Source organism: Geodermatophilus sp. SYSU D00697, from assembly GCF_054050175.1.
In genome coordinates this window covers 1-26,958 of sequence record NZ_JBJGYV010000018.1, presented here as the reverse complement: position 1 = coordinate 26,958, position 26,958 = coordinate 1, and the positions used below count along the sequence as shown (strand labels likewise).

General features: G+C 75.5%; 23 protein-coding genes. 10 read left to right on the top strand and 13 right to left on the bottom strand.

The window, feature by feature from the left end; translation table 11 throughout:
• Positions 1–61 precede the first annotated feature (61 nt).
• From ACI79C_RS16175 to ACI79C_RS16165, 3 genes are all read left to right on the top strand, one after another.
• A complete protein-coding gene (locus ACI79C_RS16175) occupies positions 62–565 on the top strand; it encodes a MarR family winged helix-turn-helix transcriptional regulator (protein WP_456946687.1) in 504 nt (167 codons plus the stop codon).
• A 79-nt stretch (positions 566–644) separates the two neighbouring features.
• On the top strand, positions 645–1,832 hold the full coding sequence (locus ACI79C_RS16170) for a sensor histidine kinase (protein WP_456946686.1): 1,188 nt from the start codon (positions 645–647) through the stop codon (positions 1,830–1,832).
• Between the two features lie 44 nt (positions 1,833–1,876).
• Positions 1,877–2,566 (top strand): response regulator, encoded by a 690-nt coding sequence (locus ACI79C_RS16165; protein WP_456946685.1) that lies wholly within the window; start codon positions 1,877–1,879, stop codon positions 2,564–2,566.
• A 4-nt stretch (positions 2,567–2,570) separates the two neighbouring features.
• On the opposite strand, the gene ACI79C_RS16160 is transcribed toward ACI79C_RS16165, so the two are convergent.
• Positions 2,571–3,365: an ArsR/SmtB family transcription factor gene (locus ACI79C_RS16160; protein ID WP_456946684.1), complete on the bottom strand. Its 795-nt coding sequence runs from the start codon at positions 3,363–3,365 to the stop codon at positions 2,571–2,573.
• A 197-nt stretch (positions 3,366–3,562) separates the two neighbouring features.
• Here ACI79C_RS16160 and ACI79C_RS16155 point away from each other — a divergent pair, with 197 nt between their 5' ends.
• Both ACI79C_RS16155 and ACI79C_RS16150 read left to right on the top strand, forming a co-directional pair.
• Positions 3,563–4,336: an ABC transporter ATP-binding protein gene (locus ACI79C_RS16155; RefSeq protein ID WP_456946683.1), complete on the top strand. Its 774-nt coding sequence runs from the start codon at positions 3,563–3,565 to the stop codon at positions 4,334–4,336.
• Positions 4,337–4,346: 10 nt separating this feature from the next.
• Positions 4,347–6,800 carry an FtsX-like permease family protein gene (locus tag ACI79C_RS16150; RefSeq protein ID WP_456946682.1) on the top strand — a complete coding sequence of 818 codons (2,454 nt, stop codon included), beginning with the start codon at positions 4,347–4,349 and terminating at the stop codon, positions 6,798–6,800.
• A 45-nt stretch (positions 6,801–6,845) separates the two neighbouring features.
• On the opposite strand, the gene ACI79C_RS16145 is transcribed toward ACI79C_RS16150, so the two are convergent.
• The 6 genes from ACI79C_RS16145 to ACI79C_RS16120 all read right to left on the bottom strand — a co-directional run bounded on the left by ACI79C_RS16145 (position 6,846) and on the right by ACI79C_RS16120 (position 13,629).
• The gene (locus ACI79C_RS16145) at positions 6,846–8,942 is read right to left on the bottom strand and encodes a xanthine dehydrogenase family protein molybdopterin-binding subunit (protein WP_456946681.1); all 2,097 of its coding nucleotides are present in this window, start codon (positions 8,940–8,942) and stop codon (positions 6,846–6,848) included.
• Complete coding sequence (locus ACI79C_RS16140) at positions 8,939–9,934, bottom strand: FAD binding domain-containing protein (RefSeq protein WP_456946680.1); 996 nt, start codon at positions 9,932–9,934, stop codon at positions 8,939–8,941. The genes ACI79C_RS16145 and ACI79C_RS16140 overlap by 4 nt, the downstream gene beginning before the upstream one ends.
• Positions 9,931–10,455 (bottom strand): 2Fe-2S iron-sulfur cluster-binding protein, encoded by a 525-nt coding sequence (locus ACI79C_RS16135; protein ID WP_456946679.1) that lies wholly within the window; start codon positions 10,453–10,455, stop codon positions 9,931–9,933. The genes ACI79C_RS16140 and ACI79C_RS16135 overlap by 4 nt, the downstream gene beginning before the upstream one ends.
• A gap of 86 nt (positions 10,456–10,541) precedes the next feature.
• Positions 10,542–11,426: an enoyl-CoA hydratase-related protein gene (locus ACI79C_RS16130; protein ID WP_456946678.1), complete on the bottom strand. Its 885-nt coding sequence runs from the start codon at positions 11,424–11,426 to the stop codon at positions 10,542–10,544.
• Positions 11,423–12,412: an acyl-CoA dehydrogenase family protein gene (locus ACI79C_RS16125; protein WP_456946677.1), complete on the bottom strand. Its 990-nt coding sequence runs from the start codon at positions 12,410–12,412 to the stop codon at positions 11,423–11,425. The genes ACI79C_RS16130 and ACI79C_RS16125 overlap by 4 nt, the downstream gene beginning before the upstream one ends.
• Positions 12,409–13,629, bottom strand: a complete 1,221-nt coding sequence (locus ACI79C_RS16120; protein ID WP_456946676.1) for an acyl-CoA dehydrogenase family protein — start codon at positions 13,627–13,629, stop codon at positions 12,409–12,411. Before ACI79C_RS16120 ends, ACI79C_RS16125 begins: the two co-directional genes overlap by 4 nt.
• 110 nt (positions 13,630–13,739) lie before the next feature.
• On the opposite strand from ACI79C_RS16120, the gene ACI79C_RS16115 reads away from it, so the two are divergent.
• Both ACI79C_RS16115 and ACI79C_RS16110 read left to right on the top strand, forming a co-directional pair.
• A complete protein-coding gene (locus ACI79C_RS16115) occupies positions 13,740–14,381 on the top strand; it encodes a TetR/AcrR family transcriptional regulator (protein ID WP_456946675.1) in 642 nt (213 codons plus the stop codon).
• Between the two features lie 104 nt (positions 14,382–14,485).
• Complete coding sequence (locus tag ACI79C_RS16110) at positions 14,486–16,021, top strand: long-chain-fatty-acid--CoA ligase (RefSeq protein ID WP_456946674.1); 1,536 nt, start codon at positions 14,486–14,488, stop codon at positions 16,019–16,021.
• 67 nt (positions 16,022–16,088) lie between these two features.
• On the opposite strand, the gene ACI79C_RS16105 is transcribed toward ACI79C_RS16110, so the two are convergent.
• The gene (locus ACI79C_RS16105) at positions 16,089–16,877 is read right to left on the bottom strand and encodes a patatin-like phospholipase family protein (RefSeq protein WP_456946770.1); all 789 of its coding nucleotides are present in this window, start codon (positions 16,875–16,877) and stop codon (positions 16,089–16,091) included.
• Between the two features lie 145 nt (positions 16,878–17,022).
• Here ACI79C_RS16105 and ACI79C_RS16100 point away from each other — a divergent pair, with 145 nt between their 5' ends.
• Positions 17,023–18,768, top strand: coding sequence for a class I adenylate-forming enzyme family protein (locus ACI79C_RS16100; protein WP_456946673.1), 1,746 nt, complete (start codon positions 17,023–17,025; stop codon positions 18,766–18,768).
• A gap of 99 nt (positions 18,769–18,867) precedes the next feature.
• Entirely contained in the window at positions 18,868–19,935 is a 1,068-nt protein-coding gene (locus tag ACI79C_RS16095) for a potassium channel family protein (protein WP_456946769.1), read from the top strand.
• A 96-nt stretch (positions 19,936–20,031) separates the two neighbouring features.
• On the opposite strand, the gene ACI79C_RS16090 is transcribed toward ACI79C_RS16095, so the two are convergent.
• On the bottom strand, positions 20,032–21,543 hold the full coding sequence (locus ACI79C_RS16090) for an adenylate/guanylate cyclase domain-containing protein (RefSeq protein ID WP_456946672.1): 1,512 nt from the start codon (positions 21,541–21,543) through the stop codon (positions 20,032–20,034).
• A 22-nt stretch (positions 21,544–21,565) separates the two neighbouring features.
• Positions 21,566–22,189 (bottom strand): PadR family transcriptional regulator, encoded by a 624-nt coding sequence (locus ACI79C_RS16085; protein ID WP_456946671.1) that lies wholly within the window; start codon positions 22,187–22,189, stop codon positions 21,566–21,568.
• 73 nt (positions 22,190–22,262) lie between these two features.
• Between ACI79C_RS16085 and ACI79C_RS16080 the strand changes: the two genes are divergently transcribed.
• The gene (locus ACI79C_RS16080) at positions 22,263–23,123 is read left to right on the top strand and encodes a class I SAM-dependent methyltransferase (RefSeq protein ID WP_456946670.1); all 861 of its coding nucleotides are present in this window, start codon (positions 22,263–22,265) and stop codon (positions 23,121–23,123) included.
• A gap of 18 nt (positions 23,124–23,141) precedes the next feature.
• On the opposite strand, the gene ACI79C_RS16075 is transcribed toward ACI79C_RS16080, so the two are convergent.
• The 3 genes from ACI79C_RS16075 to ACI79C_RS16065 all read right to left on the bottom strand — a co-directional run bounded on the left by ACI79C_RS16075 (position 23,142) and on the right by ACI79C_RS16065 (position 26,838).
• Positions 23,142–24,665 carry a sugar ABC transporter ATP-binding protein gene (locus ACI79C_RS16075; RefSeq protein WP_456946669.1) on the bottom strand — a complete coding sequence of 508 codons (1,524 nt, stop codon included), beginning with the start codon at positions 24,663–24,665 and terminating at the stop codon, positions 23,142–23,144.
• Positions 24,666–24,667: 2 nt separating this feature from the next.
• Positions 24,668–25,786 carry a sugar ABC transporter substrate-binding protein gene (locus ACI79C_RS16070; protein WP_456946668.1) on the bottom strand — a complete coding sequence of 373 codons (1,119 nt, stop codon included), beginning with the start codon at positions 25,784–25,786 and terminating at the stop codon, positions 24,668–24,670.
• Between the two features lie 116 nt (positions 25,787–25,902).
• Complete coding sequence (locus ACI79C_RS16065) at positions 25,903–26,838, bottom strand: ABC transporter permease (RefSeq protein ID WP_456946667.1); 936 nt, start codon at positions 26,836–26,838, stop codon at positions 25,903–25,905.
• Between the last annotated feature and the right edge of the window lie 120 nt (positions 26,839–26,958).

Sequence of the window (26,958 nt, the reverse complement as noted above, 5' to 3'; positions counted from 1 at the left end):
ACCTTCTGCCGGGCCTGAGCGTAGTTGAAGGCTCATCTATTCCGCCAGTACCCTGAGGGACATGACCGCGTACGTGTCCGCCTCCCAGGACGGCCCCGAGCGTCCGGCCGGGGAGCCCCGCTGGCTGGACGCCCACGAGCAGCGGGCCTGGCGCGCGTGGCTGTACAGCTCGCAGCTGCTGCAGGACCGTCTGGACCGCGAGCTCACCCACCGGACCGGGATCTCGCACGCCTACTACGAGATCCTCGTCGCCCTGTCCGAGACCGAGGGCCGCATGCTGCGGATGAGCGAGCTCGCCGACCGTTGCCTGTCCTCGCGCAGCCGGCTCTCCCACGCGGTCTCCCGCCTCGAGGAGCGCGGCTGGGTGCGCCGGCAGGTCTGCGCCGAGGACGGGCGCGGTCAGCTCGCCGTCCTCACCGACGAGGGGTTCGCCGCACTGGAGGCCGCGGCCCCGGTGCACGTCGAGGGGGTGCGCGCCCACCTGTTCGATCAACTGACCCCCGAGCAGGTGGAGCACATGCGCGACCTGGGCGAGACGCTGCTGCGCCACCTCGACGCACGCTGACCCTCGTCCCCGGGTCGGACGCGCGCGTCATCTCGCGGGTGGACGACGCGGGCGGGAGGGCTGCCTAGGGTCGTCGCCGATGGACGGCCACCCACCCCTCGCGCGCCTGGAGACCTGGCTGCGCGCCCACCCCTCCGGCGTGGACGTCGGGATCGCTGGGCTGGTCTGGGGCCTGACCGTCCTCCTGCCCTACGAGTCGTACTGGCCGGGCGCGGCCACCGCCTTCGTCGTCGGGACCCTGCTCACCGTCCCGCTGGCGTGGCGGCGGCGGAGACCGGTGCGCGCCGCCGCGGCCGTGGTGGCCGCCGGCCTGCTCGAGCTCGTCGTCGTCGACGCCTTCCTCGCCGCCAACGTCTCCGCGCTGCTGATGGTCTACGCGCTGGCGGCCCACGCGCCGCGCTGGGCCGGCCGCGCCGGCCTGGGAGTCGGCCTGGCCGGGGCACTGCTCGCCGGCCTGCGGTACTTCTCCCTCGGCGCCAGCGACGCGCTGGTCCCCAGCGCCGGCTCGATCGGGGTGGCCGTCGTCGCCGCCTGGGCGCTGGGCGACCTGCGCCGGGCGCGCCTCCGCCAGCTCGACGACCTGCACGAGCGGGCCCGGCTGCTCGAGCTCGAGCGCGACCAGGAGATGCGGTTGGCCGCGACCGCCGAGCGGGCCCGCATCGCCCGCGAGATGCACGACGTCGTCGCCCACTCGCTCTCGGTCGTCATCGCCCAGGCCGACGGCGGCCGCTACGCCGGGAAGGCCGACCCGACGGCCGCCACCGGCGCGCTGGAGGCGATCGCGGCGACCGGGCGGCAGGCGCTGTCGGACATGCGGGGCCTGCTCGGCGTGCTCAGCGAGGACGGCGGCGAGGAGTACGCCCCGCAGCCGGACGTCGCCGCCATCGCCGGCCTGGTCGAGCAGGTCCGGGCCAGCGGGCTGGACGTCGACCTGCTGGCCGAGGGCACGCCGCGGGAGCTCCCGGCCGGACCGCAACTGGCCGCCTACCGGATCGTGCAGGAGTCGCTGACCAACGTGCTCAAGCACGCCGGCCCGGCCAGCCGCGCCTGGGTGCGGCTGCACTGGCGGCCCGACGCGCTGGAGCTGTCGGTCCTCGACGACGGCCGGGGGGCCTCGGCGGCGATGCTGGAGCCCGACGGGGCCGGCCAGGGACTGCGGGGCATGGCGGAGCGGGCGCGGCTGCACGGTGGGCGGGTGGACGCCGGCCCGCGCCCGGGTGGCGGCTTCGGCGTGCACGCCGTCCTCCCCTACCCTGCCCCGCGATGACGACGGCGAGTGGGCACCACAGCGGCGGATCGGGGACACGGGAGGTGAGCGAGCGGATCCGGGTGGCCCTCGTCGACGACCAGCAGATGGTGCGGGCCGGGTTCCGGATGGTCATCGACTCCCAGCCGGACCTGACCGTGGTCGGCGAGGCGGGCACCGGTGCCGAGGCGGTCGCCCTGCTCGCGCGGACCCCGGCCGACGTCGTCCTCATGGACGTCCGGATGCCGGGGGTGGACGGCATCGAGGCCACCCGGCAGGTCAGCGCCCTCCCCGAGCCGCCGCGGGTCGTCGTCCTGACCACGTTCGACCTCGACGAGTACGTGGTCGCCGCGATCGGCGCCGGGGCCAGCGGCTTCCTGCTCAAGGACGCACCGCCCGAGGAGATGCTCTCCGCCGTCCGGACGGTGCACGCCGGGGACTCGGTGATCGCCGCGAGCTCGACCCGCCGGCTGCTCCAGCACGTGGCGCCCATGCTCCGCGGGAGCGCACCACGGTCGGTGGCCACCGACGAGCTGGCCGAGCTGACCCCGCGGGAGCGGGAGGTGCTCGAACGGATGGCCTACGGCGCGACCAACGCGGAGATCGCCGCGCACTTCGTGGTCAGCGAGGCGACGGTGAAGACCCACGTCGGCCGGGTGCTGGCCAAGACCGGCTCGCGCGACCGGGTGCAGGCCGTCGTCCTCGCCTTCCGGACCGGGCTGGTGCAGCCGGCCGACCTGCTGCGCGACGCCTGAGGGGTCACGCCGGTGCCGGCAGGGTCGCACCGGTCTCCAGCAGCGTCTTGAGGTCCGACAGCAGGTGCGGCCAGCCCTGGCTGACCATGGTCACCACGGTGCTGCCGGGGTCGAACCCGTCGTGGACGACGGTCAGCCGCACCAGGTCGTCGGCGAGCGGGGCGATGGTGAAGGTCACCGTCGAGCGCCGTTCGCCGCGCAACCGGCCCAGCAGGTCCTCGTCGATCCCGTGCGCCGCCGCCCACTCCGGCGTGAAGGTGTGCCAGGTGTAGGCCAGCCGGCGGCCGGGCTCGGCCTCGAGCACCACCTGCTCGGGGTCGGCGATCGTCACGCCGCCCTCCTCCCAGGTCACCGGCGAGCCGACCGCCCAGTCCGACGCGAGGGCCACACCCCAGTAGCGGTGGGTGAACGCGGGGTCGGTGAGCGCCTGCCAGAGCTGCTCGGGCGAGGTGCGGATGTAGGTGGTGTAGACGAACTCGGGGGCGCTCATCGGTTCCCTCTCCAGTGCTGTCGCGAGGTCCGCGAGCGCGCGCACCCGCTCGCGGTCGAACTGGCTGATCCACCGGTCGGAGACCGCCTGGATCGGCGCGGGGTTGAGGAAGTGCAACTTCTCCCGGCCCCGCCACACGGTGGTGACCAGGCCGGCGTCCTCGAGGACCGCGAGGTGCTTGCTGACCGACTGGCGCGCCATGTCCAGCCCCGCGCACAGCTCGCGCAGGGTCTGACCCCGGCGCGCGTTCAGGCTGTCGAGCAGCCGGCGCCGGCTCGGGTCGGCGAGCGCGCGGAAGGTCAGGTCCATCGGGCTCCTCTCGTGCAGCCGTCCGGCTGCACGTCACGATAGGCAGCCGAGAGGCTGCACGTCAACGCATCCGTCCGCGGGAGGACGCCGGGTCGGACCGGGGGCGGACCGAGGGATCACCCCGCGCTCCGACGCGGGCTGCGGGTCCCGCCCGGCAGGTTGGTCCCCGTTCCCATCCCCGTCCCGGAGGTGCCCTCGTGTCCGCTCCCGTCCCCGTCATGACCGTGCCCGGCGAGCCGCCGCCCTCGGCCGCCGCCGTCCGCGCCCGCGGCCTGGCGAAGACCTTCGGCAGCGGTGAGACCGCCGTCCGCGCGCTCGCCGGGGTGGACGTCGACTTCGACCGCGGGGCCTTCACCGCGATCATGGGGCCGTCGGGGTCGGGCAAGTCGACGCTCATGCACTGCCTGGCCGGGCTGGACACCCCCACGGGCGGGCAGGTCTGGCTGGGCGACACCGACGTGACCGGGCTGCCCGACGACCAGCTCACCCGGCTGCGGCGCGAGCGGATCGGCTTCGTCTTCCAGTCGTTCAACCTGCTCCCGGTGCTCGACGCGCGGGAGAACATCGTGCTGCCGCTGCAGCTGGCCGGCCGCCGTCCCGACCCCGCGTGGTTCGACGCGGTCGTCGCCCGGCTCGGCCTGCGGGAGCGGCTGCGGCACCGTCCTCCGGAGCTCTCCGGCGGCCAGCAGCAGCGGGTCGCCGTCGCCCGTGCACTGCTCCCCCGCCCCGACGTCGTGTTCGCCGACGAGCCCACCGGCAACCTCGACTCGCGGGCCGGCGCGGAGGTCCTGGACCTCCTGCGCAGCAGCGTCCGGGAGACCGGCCAGACCGTCGTGATGGTCACCCACGACCCGATCGCGGCCGCCTACGCCGACCGGGTGGTGCTGCTCGCCGACGGCCGGCTGGCGGGCGAGGTCCAGCGGCCGACCCCGGACTCGGTCGTGTCCGCCCTCCGCGGCCTGGGGGCCTGACGTGCGCTCCGTGACCCTCGCGTCGGTCCGCGCCCACGCGGCCCGGCTGGTCGCCTCGTGTGTGGCGATCGTGCTGGCGGTCGCCTTCGTCGTGGCGACGCTGGTGCTCAACGAGACGACCCGCGCCACGGTGCTCACCGCCGCGGGTGCCCAGTACGTCGGCACCGACGTCGTCGTCACCTCCGACGACGGCACGTCGCTGGCCGGCGACGTGGCCGCGCTCACCGAGCTGCCCGGTGTGCAGGCCGTGGCGCCGGAGTGGCAGACGTCGGTCCAGGCGGGCGTGACCGGCCGGACGGGATCCCAGTTCCTCGTGGTCGGCGCCGTCGCCGACGAACCGGCGCTGCGCTGGCAGCGGCTGTCGGCCGGCTCCCTGCCCGACCGGGACGGCGAGCTGGCGGTGAGCGAGCGGGTCGGCGCCGAGGTCGGCGACGTGCTGCAGGTGGTCGGCGTGGCCGCCGACGGCACCGAGACCACCGCGCCGGCGACGGTGACCGGCGTGGTCGACCTCGGCGGCGACCCCGAGGCCGGCCTCTACGGCCGCGCCTGGACCACCCCCGCGCAGGCGCGGGCGTGGGGTGCGGTCGACCCGACCGAGCTGCGCGTCGCCGGCTGGCCGCGCACCGGGGGCGCCGCCCTGGCCGCGGACGTCCGGGCCACGCTCGACGGCCGGGTGGTGACCGTCCGCACCGGCACCGAGCAGGCCGAGCAGCGGGCGGCGAGCATGCTGGGCAACGCCACGGCGCTGGCCGCGGTGCTGCTGGTCTTCGGCACGGTCGCGGTCGTCGTCGCCGGGCTGGTCATCGCCAACACCTTCGCGGTGCTGCTCGCCCAGCGCACCCGAGACCTCGCGCTGCTGCGCTGCGTCGGCGCGACCGCCCGCCAGGTGCGCCGAAGCGTGCTGGGCGAGGCGGTGCTGACCGGGCTGGCGGCCTCCGCGCTCGGCGTCGGCGCGGGCATCGGGCTGGCCGCCGCCGTCTCCGCGCTGGCCGAGGGCGTCGAGTCCCCGGTGCCGCTGTCGGGGGTGTCCGTGCCCTGGTCCGCCGTCGTCGCGGGGCTCGCGGTCGGCACGCTGACCACGCTGCTGGCCGCGCTCGCCCCCGCCCGGGCGGCCATCCGCGTGGCGCCGCTGGCCGCGCTGCGGCCGGCCGACCCGGCGCCGCTGCGCTCGCGGCCCGGGGTGCTGCGGCTGGTCCTCGGCCTGCTGCCGCTCCTGCCGGGCGCGGCGCTGCTGGCGCTCGGCGTGGCGATGGCCAGCGTGTTCGTCGCGCTCCCCGGCGGCGTGCTCAGCTTCCTGGGCGTCGTGCTGCTGGCCCAGCGGGCGGTGCCGCCGGTGGTCCGGACGGCCGGCGGGCTCGTCGCCCGCGCCGGCGTGCCCGCACGGCTGGCGGCCGGCAACGCCACCCGCAACCCGCGCCGGACGGCGGCGACGGCCACCGCGTTGCTCATCGGGGTCACGCTGACCACGGCGATGGTCGTGGGCACCGCCTCGACGCGGGCCACGGCCACCGCCGGCCTGGCCGCGGCCTACCCGGCCGACGTCGTCGTCGAGGGCCTCTCCGGGCAGCTGCCCGGGTCCCTGCTCGGGCAGGTGGCGGCCGTCGAGGGGGTCGCCCGCGGCACGGCACTGCCGGCTGCCGACCTCACCGGCCCCGACGGGCAGCCGTGGACCTTCTCCGGGGTGGACGTGTCCACCGCCGTGCCGGTGCTCCGGTCCACCGCCGACACCCCGCTGCCCGAGGCCGGCGAGGTCCTGCTCCCCGGGTGGCTGGCCGACTCCTGGGCGGTGACCGAGGGCTCGCCGGTCCCCCTCTCCGGAGCCGGCGGGTCGCTGGACCTCCGGGCCCGCGTGGTCGACGGCGACACCCCGCCGCTCGTCCTCGCCGCGGACCTGGCCCGGCTGGCCCCGGACGCCGCGGTGAGTCAGCTGTGGCTGCGGCTGACCGACGGCGGGGACCAGGCCGCGGTCGTGGACGCCGTCACCGACACGGTCGGGACGGCGACGACCGACGCGCAGGTGACCGGCGTGGTGAGCCTCCGGCAGCAGATGGACGAGGTGCTCGACGTGCTGCTGCTCGTGGTCACCGGGCTGCTCGGGGTGGCCGTGGTGATCGCGCTGATCGGGGTCGGCAACACCCTGGCGCTGTCGGTGGTGGAGCGCCGGCAGGAGAACGGCCTGCTGCGGGCGCTCGGGCTGACCCGCCGGCAGCTGCGCGCGCTGCTGGCGTGGGAGGCGGTGCTCGTCTCGGGCGTGGCCGCGGTGCTGGGCGTCGTCCTGGGCGGGGTCTACGGGGTGACCGGCACCGCGTCGGTGCTGGGCATGGCCGGGGAGGTCGTGGTCGACGTCCCGTGGCTGCAGGTGGCCGCGATCGTCGCCGTCGCCACGGTCGCCGGGCTGCTGGCCTCGGTGCTGCCGGCCCGCCGCGCCGTCCGCACCTCCCCCGTCGCCGCGATCGCAGGCTGATGCCGGAGGGTGGGAGTGCAGGCCTCCTGCACTCCCACCCTCCGCTCAGGGTCGGAAGAACGCGTCGGGGGTGATGGGCAGGTCGCGGATCCGCCTGCCGGTCGCGTGCCAGTAGCCGTTGGCGACGGCGGCCGCGGCACCGGTGATGCCGATCTCGCCGATGCCCTTGAGCCCCAGCTCGTTGACCAGCGGGTCCTCCTCCTCGAGCCAGGAGACGTCGATCTCGCCCACGTCGGCGTTGGTGGCGATGTGGTACTCGGCGAGGTCGTGGTTGGCGTAGTGGCCGAACTCCTCGTCCTGCACCGACTCCTCGTGCAGCGCCATCGACAGCCCCCAGCAGAAGCCGCCCAGGAACTGTGAGCGCGCGGTCTTGGCGTTCACGATCGTCCCGGCCGCGAAGACGCAGGTGGCCCGCGGCACCCGCACCTCCCCGGTGTCGGCGTCGACCCGCACCTCGACGAAGTGCGCGCCGAAGGAGTGCATCGAGTACCGCTCGGCGTGCGGGGAGGGGCCCGGGACGCCGCCGTCCACCGTCACCCCGTCGGGCGGCAGCTGACCGCCGTGGGACTCCAGCCGCCGCCGGACCTCCCGAGCGGTGAGCACGATCGCCGACCCCCACGAGGCGGTGCCGGTGGAACCGCCCGCGCCGCCGGCGAAGGGCAGCCGGCTGTCCCCGATCCGCAGCTCGACGTCGCCCATGCCCACCCCGAGCGCGTCGGCGGCGATCTGCGACAGCGCCGTCCACGCGCCGGTGCCGATGTCCGAGCCGTCGATCTCGACGACGTAGCGGCCCCGGCCGTCCACGGAGATGCGGCAGTCGGCCTTGCGCCGCTTCGCCGGGTAGGTCGCCGCGGCCACGCCGGTGCCGACCAGCCACCGCCCCTCGGTGCGCACGCCGGGCCGCGGGTCCCGGCCGGCCCAGCCGAAGCGCTCGGCCCCGGTGCGCAGGCACGGCACCAGCGACCGCGACGACCACGGGACGTCCCGTTCCGGGTCGCGCTCGGGCTCGTTGCGGATGCGCAGCTCGACCGGGTCGACGCCGAGGTCGTGCGCGAGCTCGTCCATCGCCGACTCCAGCGCGAACATCCCCGGGGTCTCCCCCGGCGCCCGCATGATGGTCGGCGGCGGGACGTCGAGGCGGGCCAGCCGGTGCGTCGTCCGCCGGTTCGGGGCGGCGTACATCATCCGCGTCGGGGTGGCGGTCTGCTCGGCGAACTCGCTGATCCGCGCGGTGTGCTCGACGACCTCGTGGCTGATCGCGGTGAGCCGGCCGTCGGCGTCGGCCCCCAGCCGGACCCGCTGGATCGTGGGGGTGCGGTGGCCGACCAGGCTGAACATCTGCTGCCGGGTGAGCTCCAGGACGACCGTGCGCCCCACCACCCGCGCGGCCATCGCGGCGAGGACCTGGTGGGGGTGGGTGAACGCCTTGGAGCCGAACGCCCCGCCGACGTAGGGCGAGACCACCCGGACCTGGTGTCCGCCCTCGAGGCCGAAGCCGGCTACCAGGTCGTTGACGATGTTGTGCGGCCCCTGGTTGGAGTCCCACAGGGTCAGGGTGTCGCCGTCCCAGCGGGCCATCGAGGTGTGCATCTCGATCGGGTTGTGGTGCTGGGTGGGCGTCTCGTAGGTGGCGTCGAAGGTGACCGCGGCGGCGGCCAGCGCGGCGTCCACGTCGCCGACCACGGAGTCGGTGTCGAAGCCGGCCATGAGCTGCGCCGGCGGGTACAGGTCCGGCCGGTCGGCCGACAGCCGCACGTCCGGCGGCTCGGCCGCGTACCCGACCGCCACCTCCCCGACCGCGGCTCGCGCGATCTCGGAGGTCTCGGCGACGACCGCGGCGACCACCTGGCCCTGGTAGTGCACGTCCAGGGACTGCAGCACCGGCAGGTCCGAGGCCAGGTCGCCGGACAACCGGGGCGCGTTGGCCGGCGTGAGCACGGCGAGGACCCCCTCCCGGGCCTCGGCGCGGGTCGGGTCCAGGCGGCTGATCCGGCCGCGGTTGACCGTGCTCTGCACCAGCGCGAGGTGCGCGATCGGCTCGCCCGGGTCCTGCTCGAAGGCGTAGGGCGCGGTGCCGCGCACCTTCGCCGGGCCGTCGATGCGGTCGATGCCCGCGCCGAGGACGCGCTCCAGCGTGGTCATGCGCGGGCTCCCGTCAGGTCGGACAGGGTGCGGACGACGACGTTGCGGGCCATGGGCACCTTGAAGCCGTTGTCCGGCAGCGGGGTGGCCGCGGCCAGCTCGGCGTCGGCGGCCGCGGCGAAGGACTCCTCGGTGGCCGGCCGCCCGCGCAGCGCCTCCTCGGCGGCGGTGGCCCGCCACGGCTTGTGCGCGACCCCGCCGAGAGCCAGCCGGACGTCAGCGACGACGCCGTCGGCCACCGAGACCGCCGCGGCGACGCTCACCAGGGCGAAGGCGAACGAGGCGCGGTCACGCACCTTGCGGTAGCGCGAGGGCATGTCCAGTGGCGGGAGGTCGACCGCGGTGACCAGCTCGCCGTGCCGCAGCGTGGTGTCGCGGGAGGCGTCGTCCCCGGGCAGCCGGTGCAGCTGGCCGATCGGGATGCTGCGCTCGCCGTCCGGGCCGAGCACCCGCACGACCGCGTCGAGGGCGACCATCGCGACGGCCATGTCCGAGGGCTGGGTGGCCACGCAGGTGCCGGGGCCCTCGAGGGTCTGCCCGAGGATCGCGTGGTTGCGGTGCAGACCGCGGAGCGCGCCGCAGCCGCTGCCGGGGCTGCGCTTGTTGCACGGCTTGGTGACGTCGGTGAAGTAGCCGCACCGGGTGCGCTGCAGCAGGTTGCCGGCCGTGGTGGCGCGGTTGCGCAGCTGCCCGGAGGCGGCGGCGAGCAGCGCCTGGGCCAGCACCGGGTACCGCTCGCGAACCCGCCGGTCGGCGGCGAGGTCGGCGTTGGGGACGCCGGCACCGATCCGCAGCCCGCCGTCGGGGAGGTCGGTCACCTCACGGGAGGTGAGCGTGCGGACGTCGACCAGCACGTCGGGCGTGGCGACGCCGAGCTTCATCAGGTCGACGAGGTTGGTGCCCCCGCCGAGGAACGCGCCCCCGGGCTCGGCGGCCAGCAGCGCGACCGCGGCGGCGGGGTCGGTGCCGCGCTCGTAGCGGAACTCCCTCACCGGCGCACCCCGTTCGCCTCGGCCACGTCGGCCACCGCGGGGACGATGTTGGCGTAGGCGGCGCAGCGGCACAGGTTGCCGCTCATCCGCTCGCGGATCTCGGCGTCGGTGAGCCGGACCTCGTCGGCGGCGAGGTCACCGGTGACCGCGCTCGGCCAGCCGGCCCGGGCCTCCTCGATCACGCCCGCGGCCGAGCAGACCTGGCCGGGGGTGCAGTACCCGCACTGGAAGGCGTCACGCTCGACGAAGGCGCGGTGCAGCGGGTGCGGCTCACCGTCGGCGGCCAGCCCGTTCGACGTGGTGACCTCGGCGTCGTCGACGGTGACCGCCAGCACCAGGCAGCTGTTGACCCGGCGGCCGTCGAGCAGCACGGTGCACGCGCCGCACTGGCCGTGGTCGCAGCCCTTCTTCGGGCTGGTGTTGCGCAGCCGCTCCCGCAGCGCGTCGAGCAGGGTGGTGCGGGTGTCGACGCTCAGCGGGTGCGCCGCCCCGTCGACCCGCAGCGTGATCTCGGTGTCCACACGCGCGCTCCTGCCCTCGCAACCGGGGTCGACAAACCGGTCCACCGGAGTGCCACCGTGCAGGTCCCCTGCGTCGCCGCACTCCGCTAGGGCGCGGCGTCGGCGGGCGGGTCGGGCCAGCGCGGGACGCCGGCGACCGCGCCGTCCCCCAGGGGCGTGCCGAACCGCGGGGGCCGCTTCTCCAGGAACGAGGCCACGCCCTCGGCGGCGTCGGGGCCGGCCCCGAGTTCGACCAGCGCCCGCGACTCGGCCCGGTGGGCGTCCCACGGCGAGGCCGCGCCGAGCATCGACCACAGCAGCTGCCGCGCCGCCCCGACCGCCACCGCCGAGGTGTTGTCGGCGATCTCCCGGGCCAGCGCCCGCGCGGTGGGCAGCAGGTCGGCGTCGGGGACGACGCGGGAGACCAGCCGGCCGCGCAGCGCCTCGGCGGCGTCGAAGACCCGGCCGGTGGCGACCCACTCCATCGCCTGGCTGATGCCGACCACCCGCGGCAGGAACCACGACGACGCGGCCTCGGGCACGATCCCGCGCCGGGGGAAGACGAACCCGAACCGCGCCGACAGCGCCGCGATACGGACGTCCATCGGCAGGGTCAGCGTGGCGCCGATGCCGACGGCAGGGCCGTTGACCGCGGCGACCACCGGCTTGCGCAGCGCGGCGAAGGGCAGTGACGCGATCCCGCCCCAGTCCCGCGGGACGCCGCCCACGGTGCCGCGGGGCACCGGGTCCGGGCGCGCCGCGCGGTCCCGGAACGTGCTCTCCCCGCCGGCGAGGTCGGCGCCGGCGCAGAACGCCCTCCCGGCGCCGGTCACCAGGACCACCCGGACGGCGTCGTCGGCGTCGGCGGCCGCGGCCGCGGCGGCCAGCTCGGTGGCCATGACCGCGGTGAAGGCATTTCTCCGGTCGGGCCGGTCGAGGGTGATCGTCGCGATCCCCTCGCCGACCTCGTACCGCAGCTGGGTCGGGGTCATCCCAGCGCGCCGGCGACCGCGAGGCGGGCGACGGTGTCCAGGTGCTCGGCGGCGTCGCCCAGCAGCAGCCGGTCGACCTTCGCCCGCCGCCAGTACAGGTGGGCGTCGTGCTCCCAGGTGAAGCCGATGCCCCCGTGCACCTGGATGCAGGTCTCGGCGGCCCGCTCGAACGCCTCGGCGGCCTGCGCCTTGGCGGCCGAGGCGGCCAGCGGGAGCTCGTCCGGGGCGGCGTCGGCGGCCCACGCCGCCCACCACACCAGCGAGCGCAGCTGGTCGGCCCCGACCCAGGCGTCGACCAGCATGTGCTTGACCGCCTGGTAGGAGCCGATCCGGCGGCCGAACGCCTCCCGCTGCTGCGCGTACTCCACGGCCATCCGCACGGCCTCGTCGGCGGCGCCGAGGTCCTCGGCGGCGAGCACCACGGTGGCCACCTGCCGGGCGCGGGCCCACAGCGCTGCGGCGTCGTCGGCCAGCACCCGCCGGGAGGTCAGCCGGACCGAGGCCAGGCCGCGGGTGGCGTCCATGGGCCGGCCCGGGGTGGCCTCGCCCTCGCCGACGACCAGCGCGCCGTCGTCCAGGCCGAGGAAGAGCGTCGCCCCGGCCGCGTCGATCGACGGCGCCGAGCCGGTCACCGGCCCGTCGAGGACGGCGAACCGCGCGGACCCGTCGGCCAGCTGCGCGGCGAGGTCGGGGTGCTCGGCCAGCAGCACGGCCGCCCGGGCGGCGGTGACCAGCGACGGCCCGGCCAGCACCGCCCCGCCCTGCTCGGCGACGACGGCGAGGTCGAGCACCGACCCGCCCGCACCGCCCGCGGACTCCGGCACGGGGATGCCCAGGAACCCGATGCCGGCCAGCGCGTCGTGGCCGGGCGCGACCGCCCCGCCCTCCAGCGCGGCGCGGGCGGCGGCGGCCGACGCCGTGCCGCGGAAGAAGTCGCGGGCGCCCGCGGCGGCGTCGCGCTGGTCGGGGCCGAGGTCGAAGTTCACCGCCTGCCTCCGGCGAAGGGCGCGTCCTTGTCGCTGCGCGGTTCGGGCGGGAGCCCCAGCACCCGCTCGCCGAGGATGTTGCGCAGCACTTGGTCGGTGCCGCCGGCGATGGCCAGCCCCGGCAGGTATCCCTGGGTGCGCTGCCAGGTGTCGTCACCGTCGGCGGTGGCGGCGTACACCGCGTCGTCGCCGAGCAGCCGGACGCCGGCGTCGGCCACCAGCTTCGCCGCGGCGGTGCCGGCGAGCTTGCCCGCGCTCGCCTCCGGCCCGGGCACGCCGCCCTGGCTGAGCACCGTGAACCGCCGGTACCCGGTGTAGCGGGTGGCCAGGGAGGCGACGACCGCCCGGCCCACCGCCTGCCGGGCGAGGACCTGCCGGGCGGGGTCGAGCCCGGGCAGCCGGTCGCGGGCGGTGGCGACGAGGGCCTCGACCGGCAGGCCGAGGTCGCTGCCGGCGCCGCCGATCGCCACCCGCTCGTTCATCAGCGTGGTGAGCGCGACCCGCCAGCCCTCCCCCGGCTCGCCGAGCCGCTCGCTGTCGGGGATGCGGACGTCGTCGAAGAAGACCTCGTTGAAGCCGGCCGAGCCCACCATCTGGCGCAGTGGGCGCACCGTCACCCCGGGGGCGTGCATGTCGACGACGAACATCGTCAGCCCGGCGTGCTTGGGCCGGTCGGGGTCGGTGCGGGCGAGCAGGAGGCCCAGGTCGGCGACGTGCGCCAGCGTCGTCCAGACCTTCTGGCCGTTGACCACCCACTCCTCGCCGTCACGCACGGCGGTGGTGCGCAGCGCGGCGAGGTCGGAGCCGGACGCCGGCTCGCTGAACAGCTGGCACCACACGTCGTCGGCGCGCAGCAGACGGGCGAGGTGGCGCCGCTTCTGGTCCTCGCTGCCGTGGCCGATGACGGTGGGACCGCACATGCCCAGGCCGATGTGGTTGATCAGCGTCGGCACGCCGGCGCGGGCCAGTTCCTGCTGCACGATCGCCTGCTGCACCAGCGTGCCGCCCCGGCCGCCGTACTCCCGGGGCCAGGTGATCCCGACCAGGCCGGCCTCGGCCAGCACCCGCTGGGAGCGGCGCAGCGCGGCCTCGTGCGTGCGTGCGTCGACCGCCTCCTCGCCGGGGCCGACGTGCAGCAGCTCGGCCGCGTGCTCGGCGAGGGTGGCCCGGACGCCGGCGCGGAAGGCCGCCTCGTCGGGGGTGTCGTCGAAGTCCACGGGCGGCGCCTCTCCTCAGCCGGGCGGGTCCGGCCGCAGCGTGACAGCGGTCACCCGGAACGGTCAACGGTGACTGTTCGGCAGTGCCGCCTCCCCCTACGCTCGCGCGGGTGACCGCCGACCCCGCCGCGCCGTCCGGCCCCCGCTCGCGGTCGGCGCGGACCGCCGGCAGCCGCGCGCTGATCCTCGACGCGGCGGTCGCCTGCCTGGTGGAGGACGGCTACGCCGGCGCCTCGACCCTGGCCGTCCAGGCGCGGGCGGGGGTGTCCCGCGGGCGGCTGCTGCACCACTTCCCCAGCCGGGCCGAGCTGCTGGTGGCCGCCGCCGAGCACCTGTCGACCACCGTGCTGGCCGCCGTCCGGGAGCGGGCCGCGGCGCTGATGGCCGACCAGCCGGCCGGCCCCGAGCGGGTCGACCGCGCCATCGACCTGATGTGGGCGACGTTCCAGGAGCCGCCGTTCTGGGCCGCCGTGGAGCTGTGGACGGCGGCGCGCACCGACCCCGAGCTGCGTGCGGCGCTGCGGGCCGAGGAGCGGCGGCTGCGGGCGGCCATCCGCGCGGTGGCCGACGAGATCTGGGGACCGGAGATCGCCGCGGCCCCGCTCTACGCCGAGACCTGCGAGCTGCTGTTCACCAGCATGCGCGGCGTCGCCATCGTGTACGCGTTCGAGGACCGCCCGGCCGCGACCGACCCGCACCTGGGACTGTGGAAGCGGCTCGCCGAACGGGTGCTCGCCCACGAAGGCCCCTGACGGTCAGGGTTGACCGCGGCCGAGGTCGTCGTGAGCATGACGCGGGTCCCACTCTGCGAGGAGGACCCGTGGCCGTCGAGATCCCCCGGTTACCGGGCCGCGGCATGACCGCGAGCGACCAGCTGGCCCGCTGGGCACGGCGCACGCCGGACGCCGTCGCCCTCCTGTTCGAGGGCACGAGGCGCAGTTTCGCCGAGCTCGACGACCGGGTGGGCCGGCTGGCCCGCGCCTTGGCCGACCGGGGCCTGGGCACCGGCGACCGGCTCGCCGTCCACGGGCTCAACTCCCTCGAGGTCTGGGAGGCATACCTGGCCGGGGTGCGGCTGGGGGCCGTCGTCGTGCCGGTCAACTTCCGGCTGGTCGCCGACGAGGTCGCCTACGTGCTCGCCGACAGCGGCGCCGCGGCGATGGTCGTCGACGCGGCGACGGCCGAGGTGGCGGCCAAGGCCCGCGAGCAGGCGCCCGGCGTCCGCACCGTGCTCACCATCGGCGACGAGTACGAGGCGGTGCTCGCCGCCGCCGACGCGCCGCCGCCCGACGTCGAGGTCGACGAGGCCGCGCCGGCGTTCATCATGTACACCTCCGGCACGACCGGCCGCCCCAAGGGCGCCGTGCTCACCCACCGCAACCTGCTGGTGCACGCGTTCAGCCAGGTCACCCACCTCGGCGTCGACCCCGGCGACCGGGTCGCCGTGCCGGGCGCGCCGCTGTTCCACATCGCCGGGCTGGCCGGCGGGCTGCCACCGCTGCTGCTCGGCGGCACGCACGTCATCCTGCGGTCGGGCGGGTTCGACCCGGTGGCGACGCTGGACCTCATCGAGCGCGAGCGGGTCACCAACATCTTCCTGGTGCCGGCGATGTGGGCCGCGGTGGTCGCCGTCCCCGACATCGCGCAGCGCGACCTCTCCTCGCTCCGGCGCATCTCCTGGGGTGCCGCCCCGGCGTCGACGACGCTGCTGCGCACGATGATCGACACGTTCCCGCAGGCCGAGGTGGTCACCGCGTTCGGGCAGACCGAGTGCAGCCCGGTCACCTGCTTCCTCCGCGGCGAGGACGCCGTGCGCAAGATCGGCTCGATCGGCACCCCGATGCTCAACGTCGAGGTGCGCATCGTGGACGACGCCGTGGAGGACGTCCCTCAGGGCGAGGTCGGCGAGATCGTCTACCGCAGCCCGATGGTGATGAAGGAGTACTGGGGCAAGCCCGAGGCGACCGCGGAGGCCTTCGCGGGCGGCTGGTTCCACTCCGGCGACCTGGTCCGGCAGGACGAGGACGGCTACCTCTACGTCGTCGACCGCAAGAAGGACATGATCATCACCGGCGGGGAGAACGTGTACTGCGCCGAGGTCGAGGACGTCCTCGCCGCCCACCCGAAGGTCGGCGAGGTGGCGCTGATCGGCGTCCCCGACCCCCGGTACGGCGAGGCGCCGCACGCCGTCGTCGCCCCGCGGGACCCGGCCGACCCGCCGACACCGGCCGAGCTCTCCGCCTGGTGCCGGGAACGGCTGGCCCGCTACAAGAACCCGCGGGAGTACTCGCTGGTCCCGGCGCTGCCGCGCAACCCCAGCGGCAAGGTGCTCAAGACCCGCCTGCGCGAGGAGCACTCCGCCGGCTCGCTCGTCGCCGACCCGATCACCTGAGTGGGAGGAGGACCCCGTCCTCCCCACCCCTCGCACGCTCGGGGCGGTGCCCTGGACGGCGCCGTGCTCAGCCCTGCCAGGCCTCGGCGACCTGCTCGGCCACGCTCGCCGCCTGGGCCCGTCCCGCCCGCGCCGACCCGGCCCGCGCGGCGGGGTCGAGGACGTTGCGCCCGATCGCCGTCCGCGACGCCTCGTCCGGCGAGACGACGGCGACGCGGGCGACCATCCCGGTCACCTGTGCGTCGACGCTGGCCATCGGCCCCACGCCGCGCGGGATGGGCGCGAGGACGACGACCCGGTCACAGCCCTCGGCGAGGTCGGCGTTGGCCGCCGAGCGCATGCCCCCGTCGACGTAGCGGCGGCCGTCGATGGTCACCGGCGGATAGACCCCCGGCACCGCGCAGCTCGCGGCGACGGCCAGCAGGAGCGGCACGCCCGAGTCCCGGGTGAAGGTCCGGAACTCGCCGGTCTGCGCGTCGACGGCGGTGGTGGTGAGCGCCCGGTCGGGCCACTCGGTGCTGACCAGCCGGGAGCCGATGACGTCGAGCCGCTCCTGCTCGGAGGGCGTCAGCCCGGCCTGCTCGGCGGCGAGCGCGAGCGCGCCGACCCGGCGGCGGAACTCGACGTCCCTGCCGCGGCTTCGCAGCATCGCCCAGCCGTAGCGGGCCAGCGCCGCGCGGGTCATCCGCGCCGCCCTCTCGCCGGTCGGGGGCTCGAGCTGGCGGGCGTGGAGGGTCTCCAGGTCCGCGCCGGCGGTGACCTGCGCGCCGACCACCGACCCGGCGGAGGTGCCGACGACGAGGTCGGCACCGGTGAGGTCGGTCCCCGCCTCGGCGAGACCCGCGAGGACGCCGATCTCCCAGGCGATGCCGGTGATGCCGCCACCGCCGAGGACAGGGCCGTGCGCTGGTCACTCATCGACCCATCCTCACCCACGGTGGGCTCTCGACACGCGTTGTGACGTGCGCCACGCTGGGGGCCTCCGCAGAGAGAGGACCCGCATGACCGCCACCGAGGCCCCGCCGAGCCCCTCCGCGCACAGCTGGCCGCCGGGCCTGCCGCGCGCGCTGGACTACCCGGCGGTACCGGTCGGCTCCATCCTGCGGGCGGCGGCGCGCCGCTGGGGCGATCGGGTGGCGTTCGTCGACTCCGGTGCCGAGCTGACGTTCACCGAGCTGGCCGACCGGGCGCACGCGGTGGCCAACTGGCTGGCCGACGCAGGCGTCGGCCGAGGTGACGTCGTCGCGGTGCACGTGCCCAACTGCCGGCACTACCCGGCGGTCTACTACGGCGTCCTGCTGGCCGGGGCCACCTTCTCCCCCACCAACCCGCTGCTGCCCGCCGCCGACCTCGCCGCGCAGCTGACCGACGCCGGCGCCCGCGTGCTGGTCACCTGGGACCAGGTCCTGCCCCTCGTCCGGACGGCGCTGGCCGGCACCGCGGTCGAGACCGTCGTGGTCACCGGCGCCGCGCACACCGCCGACCTCGCCGCCCGCCTCGACGGACTGGACCCCGGCGAGGTCGACCTCGCCGACCTGCTCGCCGCCGACCCCTCCGACCGCCACCTCGACGCCGACCTCGACGTCGCCACCGACCTGGCGCACCTGGCCTACACCGGCGGCACCACCGGGGTCAGCAAGGGCGTCGAGCTGCCGCACCGGAACGTGGTCACCAACGTGCTGCAGTCGGGCTGCTGGTCGTCGGGGTCGCTGCCGGAACTCGACGCCGCCGGGGACGTGACGCTGCGCCAGGTCCTCGGCCCCGACGAGGTCCCCACGCGGCTCGGCGAGGGGCGGATCATCAACCTGACCCCGTGGTTCCACGCCATGGGCGCCATCGGCTACCTCAACGGCCTGGTCATGGCAGGGACGACGACGGTCATCCACATGCGCTTCGACCCGGTGCGCTACGTCGAGGACGCCGTCCGGTACCGGGTGACCTCCATCGGCGGCGCTCCCCCGGTGTTCGTCGCGCTCCTGCAGGTCCCCGGGATCGCCGAGGCCGACCTGTCGTCGGTGCGCGGGGTCTCCAGCGGTGCCGCGCCGCTGCCGGTGCCCCTCATCGAGGCGCTGCGGGCGCTGCTGCCGGAGGCGGTGATCGGCGAGGGGTACGGGCTGACCGAGGTGACCATGCAGGCCACCGGCAACCCGGCGTTCCGCTCGGGCACCCGCAAGGCGGGCACCGTCGGCGTGCCGGTCTTCGACACCGAGATCAGCATCCGGCCGCTGGGCGGGGGCGACCCGCTGCCGCCCGGCGAGCGCGGCGAGGTGTGCATCCGCGGCCCGCAGGTGATGCGCGGGTACGCGCACCGACCCGAGGCCACCGCCGAGGCGATCGACGCCGACGGCTGGTTCCACTCCGGCGACGTGGGGGTGCTCGACGAGGACGGCTACCTGTCGATCGTCGACCGCACCAAGGACATGCTGCTCTACAAGGGCTACAACGTCTTCCCGCGCGAGCTGGAGGAGGTCCTCTTCGGCGTGCCCGGGGTCGCGGGCGCCGCGGTGGTCGGCCGCCCGGACGAGCAGGCGGGGGAGCTGCCGGTGGCCTACGTCGTCCGCAGGGGCGACGCGGCCGGTGCCGCGCTCACCGCGGAGTCGGTGATGGCCGCGGTCAACGAGCGGGTCACCCCCTACAAGCGGCTGCGCGACGTCGTCTTCATCGACGCCATCCCGGTGTCGGCGGCGGGCAAGGTGCTCAAGCGGGAGCTGGCCGCCCGGGAGCGCGCCGCGGCCACCGGCGGCTGACCCCACCCGGCGCCGGCCGCCGCACCCCTCCGACTCACCCGGAGGGGTGCGGCGCTCACGCGGGAGCGCCGTCGGCTCACTATCGTCCGCGGGGTGACCATGCCGACCGGTGACGGGACGCCCGAGCACGCCGGCGTCCAACTGGCGCACGTCGAGGAGTCCCCGACCCGCCAGGTGTGGCGCCGGGTCGTCATCGCGGCGATCGTCCTCGCGTTCACCGTGTTCATCGTGTGGCTGGACCGGGACAGCTACCGCGACGGCGACCAGGTCGGCATCGGCCTGCTGGACGCGATCTACTACTCGACGGTCACCCTGTCCACGACCGGGTACGGCGACATCACGCCGATCACCGACGGCGCCCGGCTGGTCAACATCCTGGTGATCACGCCGCTGCGCATCATGTTCCTGATCGTCCTCATCGGAACGACCCTCGAGGCGCTGACCGCGCGCTCGCGGGAGGAGTTCCGCATCCGTCGCTGGAGGTCCCGCGTGCGCCAGCACGTCATCGTGTGCGGCTACGGCACCAAGGGGCGCAGCGCGATCCGCTCCCTGCAGGCCAACGGCACCCCGCTCGAGCAGATCGTCGTCGTCGACCCCGAGCCCCGTGCCATCGACGAGGCCAACTCCGTCGGACTCACCGGGATCGTCGGTGACGCCGGCCGCACCGAGGTGCTGCGCCGGGCCTCGGTGGAGCGGGCCCGGGCGGTGATCGTCGCGGCCAACCGGGACGACGCCTCGGTGCTCATCACCCTCACCGTGCGGCAGCTCAACCCCAGCGTCCCGATCACCACCTCGGTGCGCGAGGAGGAGAACGCCAACCTGCTGCGCCAGTCCGGCGCGGACACGGTCATCACCACGTCGGCGACGTCCGGCCGGCTGCTGGGGTTGTCCACCGACGCCCCGCGGGTGGTCGCCGTCGTCGAGGACCTCGTCACCGGCGGCCACGGCCTCGACCTCAAGCAGCGGCGGGTCACCGCCGACGAGGTCGGCCTCGGGCCGCGGCAGCTGCGCGACATCGTGCTGTCGGTGACCCGCGGCGGGCGGACGCTGCGCTTCGACGACCCGCTGATCGGCACGCTGCAGCCCGACGACGTCCTCGTGGTCGTGAAGTCCCACCCGACCGCGGGGCGGATGCCGACCGGGGGCGGGCAGGCCGCCGCCGTCTAGAAGGACCCCGTCCTCCTCACCGCTCGCAGGCTCGCGGCGAGCCTCTGGACGGGGCCGCCGTCCCCCGCCCCTGGTGGGCTCGGGACGGTGACCCCCTCAGCCGATCGTCAGCACCCAGGTCTGCGTCGGCTCGTCCCGGCCACGCAGCTCGACCACCGTGCCGGGCGCCCAGTACTGGGCCTCGTGGCCACGGGCGGCCCGGATCACGCTGTTGGACACCACGGCGCGGCCGGGGTGGTCCTTGGCCAGGTCGGTGAGCCGGGCCGCCTCGTTCACCGGGTCGCCGATCACCGTGTACTCCAGCCGGCTGGCCGCACCCACCTGACCGGCCCACACCGGGCCACAGGCGACCCCCACGCCGACGTCGACCTCGCCCGCGGCGGCGACGGCGGTGCAGATGCGCCGGGCCGCCCGCAGCGCCGCCCCGGCGGGGTCCGGGTGGTCGGTGGGCGCACCGAAGACGCACAGCGCCGCGTCGCCCTCGAACTTGTTCACCAGGCCGCCCTCGTCCTCCACGGTCGCCACCACGACGGCGAAGAAGCGGTTGAGCAGGCCGACCATCTCCTCCGGTCCGGTGCGCCGCACGAGTGTCGTGGAGCCGGCGATGTCGACGAACAGGGCAGCGACCGTGCGGACCTCGCCCCCCAGGGAGACGCCCGTGGCCAGGGCCCGCTGGGCGACCGTCGTCCCGACGTGCCGGCCGAACAGGTCGCGCAGCCGCTCCCGCTCCGCCAGCCCCGCCGCCATGGTGTTGACGCCCTCCTGCAACAGGCCGATCTCGCCGGCGTCGTCCACCGTGACCCGCACGTCGTGGTCGCCCTCGCCGACCCGCTGCACCGCCCGGCGCAGGTCGCGCAGCGGCGCGCCCACCGCCCGGGCCGCCAGGTGGGTGGCCACGAAGCCGATCAGCAGCGACGCCAGGACGAGGAACACGACGGCACCCTCGCGCGGGCCCTGGGGGTTGCTCGGGTCGAGGAAGAGCAGGGTGAGCCCCACGAGCGGGACGCCGCTGGTCAGCGCCCAGGTGAGCAGCAGCCGCGGCCGCACGCCGAGGACCAGCGCGCCGGCCGGCGGGTACGCGGCGAGGGCCCGGGCGGTCAGTCCCCGGGTCAGCCGCAGCGTGAGCAGGTAGCAGTGGCCGGAGGTCGCCACTCCGCCGAGCAGCGCGGCCAGCCCCAACCGCAGTCCGACGAGGGACAGCTGCGAGGCGACCGCGCCCACGACCCCCACGACCACCGCGCCCCCGAGCCAGCCGAGGGCGACGACGAGGGCGACGTCCACCGGCAGCCGGAGCACCTGGGCGGCCTCCTCGGGCCGGGGCGGCCGGCTCTCCCGCAACCAGGCGGCGGTGAGCCGCTGCCGGCGCAGCACCGCCAGGATGCCCAGCGGCAGGGCCAGGGCGAGGTAGCCGACAGCCGACAGGACGATGGCCGTCCGTCCGGCGGGGTCGCGGGCACCGGCGGACAGGGCGAACAGCAGCAGGGCGACGACGGCGACGGCGACGAGGTTGGCGGTCAGGACGTTCAGCACGATGTAGGGCACCGCCCGGCGTCCCCGCGGCGCGAACTCCAGTGCGGCGTCGACCCGGCGGAGGGCGCTGCCGGTCACCGGTCCTCCGGCCGGCGCGGCGTCACCAGTCGGCCCGGCGGGCGATCTCGGCGACCTCGGCCTCGTCGGCACGGGCGGCCGTCGGGTCGTCGGGCCAGTCCGCCACCTGGGCACTGGCCCAGTCCGCCCAGTCGGCGACCAGCCGGTAGAAGTCGGTGAGGAAACGACCGGCCAGCATGGCCTCGGGCAGCCGTTCCGGGAACGGGCCCCGCCCCGCGGCATAGGCCTCCGCAGCCGACCGGTTCTCCTGGTTGCGCTCCTCGGCCCACGCCCGCGCGGCCGCCAGCGTGGCCAGCGCGTCCTCCCGGGTGCCGTGCTCGGCGAAGCTGATCTTGAGCAGCTGCTCGAACTCCAGCACCGGGCCGCTCCCGGGGTCGCGGTGCCACGCGGCCAGCGCCTCGCGGCCGGCGTCGGTGATCGAGTAGACGGTGCGCGACCGCTTCCCCACCGGCTCGGTGCGCGCCGTCGCCAGGCCGTGTGCGACCAGCTTCTTGGGCTCCTCGTAGAGCTTGCTCTGCGCGCGCGGCCACATCCGGCCCAGGCTGCGGTCCATCTGCCGGGTGAGCTCGTAGGTGCTCCACGGCCGGACGGCGAGCAGGCTGAGGATCGCGTACGAGGTCGTGGTGAGCGCGCCAGGGGTTGACATGGTCCTCCCAAGGGGAGTACGCCGAACGCATAGTCCCTTCGGGAGCAGACTAGCCGCCGAGAAGGTGACCACGGTGACCGACACAACGACGCTCCGTGTCGCTCCGGGCAACGCCGAACAGGCCCGAGCGTGGGACGGCGGTGAGGGCGCCCAGTGGGCCGCCTCCGCCGACCGCTTCGACGACGCGGTCCGCGCGTACCACCCGCTCTTCCTGGCCGCGGCCGCCATCGGCTCGGCCGACCGCGTGCTCGACGTCGGGTGCGGCAACGGGCGGACCACCGTCGACGCCGCCCGGCTCGCCCCGGACGGGCACGTCCTCGGGGTGGACCTCTCCGCCCGGATGCTCGAGGTCGCCCGGGCTCGGGCCCGCGCGGCCGGGCTGGGCAACGTCACGTTCCTGCAGGCCGACGCCCAGGTGCACCGGTTCGAGCCGGGGGCCTCCGACGTGGCGATCAGCCGCAGCGGCGCGATGTTCTTCGCCGACCCTGTCGCGGCGCTCGGCAACATCGGCGACGCGCTGCGGCCGGGGGGCCGGCTGGTGCTGCTCACGTGGCAGTCGCTGGAGCGCAACGAGTGGATCACCGCCTGCCGGGACGCGCTCGCCGCGGGCCGGGAGTTCCCGCTGCCGCCGCCCGGCCGGCCGGGCCCCTTCGCGCTCAGCGACCCCGAGCGGATCTCCGACCTCCTGCCCGCGGCCGGCTTCCGCGACGTGCACCTGGAGTCGCTGGAGCTCCCGATGTACTTCGGGAGGGACGCGGCCGACGCCGAGGTGTTCCTGCTCCGTCAGCTCGGCTGGATGCTGGAGGGGCTGGACCCGGGGCGCCGGGAGGAGGCCGTCGGGGCCCTGCGCGGGTCGCTCGCGGCGCACGAGAGCCCCGACGGCGTGACCTACGGGTCCGCGGCGTGGCTGGTCACCGGGCGCCGGCCCGGCTGACCGCCGCCCGCCGGCCGGTCAGCCCGGGGTGCCGACCCCCTCGGGCGGGACGCCGGTGTTCATGACCTCCAGGATGGTGTGCGCGTCCAGGTGCCGGCCGGTCAGGCGGGCGCAGACCCGGCCGTCGTAGAACACGACGACCTCGTCGCAGACCGCGGCCAGTTCCCGCGGGTCGGACGACGCCACGATCTGCACCGCACCGCGGTCGGCGAGCCCGCGCAGCAGGTTGTAGATCTCCGCCTTGGCGCCGACGTCGATGCCCCGTGTCGGGTCGTCGAGCAGCAGGACCGAGGGCGCGGCCTCCAGCCACTTGGCGAAGACCACCTTCTGCTGGTTGCCGCCGGAGAGCATGCCGACCTCCTGCTCGACCGACGGCGTCTTGATGCCCAGCCGCTCGACGTGCTCGCGGGCACGCTCCTTGAGCCGGGCGGACCGGACGAAGGCCCCGTCGCGGCGCAGCGCCACCGACCCGACCTGGCCGACGTTGTCCCAGATCGGCTTGTCGAGCATGACCCCGAAGCGCTTGCGGTCCCCGGAGACGATGGCCACCCCCTGGCTGATCGCCCCGCGGATGGACGGCTTGAGCGCCGCGCCGTCCGGGAGGACCACCCGACCCTCGTCGGGCCGGACGACCCCGGCCGCGACGCCGAGCACGGCCCGGTGACCGGCGCCGGCGACGCCCGCCAGGCCGACGACCCGGCCGCACGGGACGGCGAGGTCCACCTCGCGCAGCTGCCCCTCCACGGTGACCCGCTCCAGCCGCAGCGCCGGTCCCCCGTCGTCGATCGCCTGCCCATGGTGGGAGCGCTCCTCGACGATGGCCGCGACCTTGTCGCCGAGCATGTGCGCGACGATCCGGTCGACGGTGAGCGTGCTCGCCGGTGCGGACGGCACCGCGACCCGGCCGTCCCGCATGATCGTGACCTCGTCGCTCACGGCGAGCACGTCCTCCAGGTGGTGGGAGACGTACACGACCGCGACGTCGCGCGCCCGGAGCCGGCGCACGACGGCGTGCAGCCGGTCGGCCTCCTCGGCGTGCAGCGCCGAGGTGGGCTCGTCGAGGATGAGCACCCGCGGGTCGGTCACCAGCGCGCGGGCGATCTCCAGCAGCTGGCGCTGGTCCAGCGGCAGGTGCTCGACCGGGTCCTCGAGCCCGACGTCGAGCCCGAGCTCGTCGAGCACCGGCCGCGCCCGCTCGGCCATCCGCCGCCGGTCCACCAGGGGACCGCGGCGCATCTCCCGCATCGGGAACAGGTTGGACAGCACGTCGAGGTCCGGGAACAGGCTCAGCTCCTGGGACACGACCGCGATGCCCTGGTCGACGGCGTCGGCGGTGTTGCCGATGCGCAGCTCACGGCCGTCGAGGCGCAGGACACCCGCGTCCGGCCGGACGGCGCCGACGAGCACCTTGACCAGCGTCGACTTGCCCGCGCCGTTCTCCCCCAGCAGCGCGTGCACGCTCCCCGGCCGGACGGTGAGGTCGACGCCGGCCAGGGCGACGACCCCGCCGTAGGCCTTGCGGATGTCCTGCGCCTCCAGCACGGCTAGTTCGCCTCTTCCAGGTCCTTGATGGGCGGGTTGGCGAGCTGCTCGTCGATGATGTCGCCGTAGTACTCGCGCTTGTTCTCGTCCGACTCCTGGCGGGCCTGGATGTCGGCGACGTTCTCCTGGGTGACCAGCTCGGCCGTGCTCACCCACCAGCCCTCGAACAGCTCACGCTCGCCGAGGGCGTTCTCGATGAGCAGCCGGGTGGCCAGGTAGCCCTTGAGGAAGTGCTGCGGGTCGGCGGCGGCGAAGTTCGTGCCGTCGGCCACCGCCTGCACCCCGGCCTCGTTGAGGTCGAAGGCGCCGGTCAGGAACCGGCCCCCGTTGTCCCGGTTGATGCGGGCCAGGGAGGCGAGGGCGGCGTCGCCGGCGTCGAGGAACACCGAGGCGTCGCTGTTGGCCGAGACCAGGTTGTTCCAGGTGTTGAAGTTCGACGTCGGGTCGGGCGCGCTGGCCACCGGGCCCACGACCTGGAAGCCCGACATGCCCTGCTCGAAGGCCTGCTTCATGCCCAGCGCCCGGTTGTCCAGTGCCGGGACGCCGGGGATCGGGCTGGCGACGACGGCCGAGCCGGTCGTGGTCCCGGCCTCCTGCAGGCGGCGGATCGCCTCCTCGGCGAGCATCGCCCCGGCCGCGACGTTGTCGTTGCCCAGGTAGCTGGTCACGTTGGAGCCGGGCAGCGGGGCGGTGTCGACGGCCAGCACGGGGATGCCCTGCTGCACCGCGCGCGCCTCGGGCCGCACCAGCAGGTCCGGGGTGAGCGTCATGATCGCGATGCCGTCGGTGGCCGTGCGCATCGCGTCCTCGAACATCTTGACCTGCGCCGGCCCGTCGAGCTTGGTGGGCGCGATGGCCTGGACGTCGACGCCGAGCTCCTCACCGGCGGCCTCGGCACCGGCCAGCATCTCCTGCGAGAAGTTCTGGCTGCCGTCCGCGGCGATGAAGGCGATGTTGAGGTCCTCGGCCGCGGCGGCGTCACCACCTCCCCCACCGCCACCGCCACCGCCGCCGTTGCTGCCGCAGGCGGCGACGAGCACGACCATGGCCGTGGCGATCAGCGGGCGGGAGGCCCGCAGTGCGGGACCGGTGCGACCGGTCCCCGCCGAACGTGTGCGCACGATGTTCCTCCTGGGGGGTGTGCCCGGGTGGCCGGGCGGGGTGGGGTGCCCAGGCGACGCGGAGCGAGGACTCGCCTGGGTGTTCGGGGGTCGACGCCGGCGGCCCGGCGCCGGTCCTACAGCTGCGGGCCGCTGGTCCGGCCGGCCGTTCGCCGGCGGCGGACCACGCTGTCGAGTGAGACCGCGGCCAGGATGACCGCGCCCGTGGCGAACTGGTTCCAGTTGATCGGGACGCTGAAGTAGGCCAGGCCGCTGCCCACGACGCCGAGCAGGACCGCGCCCAGCGCCGCGCCGACGATGGTGGCCTTGCCGCCGGCCAGCGAGGTGCCGCCGATGACCGCGGCGGCGATGGCGAGCAGCTCGTAGCCGCTGCCGGTGTTGGGGTCCGAGGCGCCCAGGTAGCCGATGGTCAGCACCCCGGCGAGCCCGCCCAGCGCGCCGCTGAGCACGAAGGCCTGCATGCGGACGCGGTTGACCGGGATGCCGCTGAAGGCGGCGGCCTCGGGGTTGGACCCGATCGACCGGATGCGGTAGCCGAACGGCGTCGCCCGCAGGACGACGGTGAGGACCACCGCGACCAGGACGAGGACGATCCCGGGGACGGGGACGCCGGCGACGTTGCCACCGACGACCTGCGAGAAGGAGTCGTCGACCGGCGGCCCGAGCACCTGCGTGCCGTCGCTGAGCGCCAGGGTGAGCCCGCGGAACATGGCCAGCGTGGCGAGGGTGGCCACGATCGAGGGCAGCTTGAAGTACTGGATGAGCAGGGCGTTGAACAGACCCAGCACCCCACCGACCACGATCGCCAGCAGGGCGCTCAGCCACGAGTTGAGCCCGCTCTGCACCAGCATCGCGCAGGCCAGGGCGGTCAGGGCGTAGACCGAGCCGACGGAGAGGTCCAGCTCCCGCATCGCGAGCAGGAACGCCATGCCACAGGCCAGGATCCCGATGTAGGTGGCCTGGTTGAGGATGGCCATGAGCTGGTCGAACTCGAGGAACCGCGGGTAGAACGCGCCGATCGCGAGGATGAGCACGACCGTGGCGATCAGCACCCCGAGGTACTCCTGCGAGAGCACCGCGCGGCCGGGGGGGGGGGGGGGGGGGGGGGGGGGGGGGGGGGGGGCGGGGGGGGGCGGGGGGGGGGGGGGGGGGGGGGGGTGGGGGGGGGGGGG

What these genes read in the sequence shown, in the direction of transcription:
- ACI79C_RS16175 (WP_456946687.1), top strand. Translation starts at nt 62, where the DNA reads ATGACCGCGTACGTGTCCGCCTCCCAGGACGGCCCCGAGCGTCCGGCC.
- ACI79C_RS16170 (WP_456946686.1), top strand. Translation starts at nt 645, where the DNA reads ATGGACGGCCACCCACCCCTCGCGCGCCTGGAGACCTGGCTGCGCGCC.
- ACI79C_RS16160 (WP_456946684.1), bottom strand. Translation starts at nt 3,365, where the DNA reads ATGGACCTGACCTTCCGCGCGCTCGCCGACCCGAGCCGGCGCCGGCTG.
- ACI79C_RS16145 (WP_456946681.1), bottom strand. Translation starts at nt 8,942, where the DNA reads ATGACCACGCTGGAGCGCGTCCTCGGCGCGGGCATCGACCGCATCGAC.
- ACI79C_RS16130 (WP_456946678.1), bottom strand. Translation starts at nt 11,426, where the DNA reads ATGACCCCGACCCAGCTGCGGTACGAGGTCGGCGAGGGGATCGCGACG.
- ACI79C_RS16110 (WP_456946674.1), top strand. Translation starts at nt 14,486, where the DNA reads ATGACCGCGAGCGACCAGCTGGCCCGCTGGGCACGGCGCACGCCGGAC.
- ACI79C_RS16100 (WP_456946673.1), top strand. Translation starts at nt 17,023, where the DNA reads ATGACCGCCACCGAGGCCCCGCCGAGCCCCTCCGCGCACAGCTGGCCG.
- ACI79C_RS16095 (WP_456946769.1), top strand. Translation starts at nt 18,868, where the DNA reads ATGCCGACCGGTGACGGGACGCCCGAGCACGCCGGCGTCCAACTGGCG.
- ACI79C_RS16085 (WP_456946671.1), bottom strand. Translation starts at nt 22,189, where the DNA reads ATGTCAACCCCTGGCGCGCTCACCACGACCTCGTACGCGATCCTCAGC.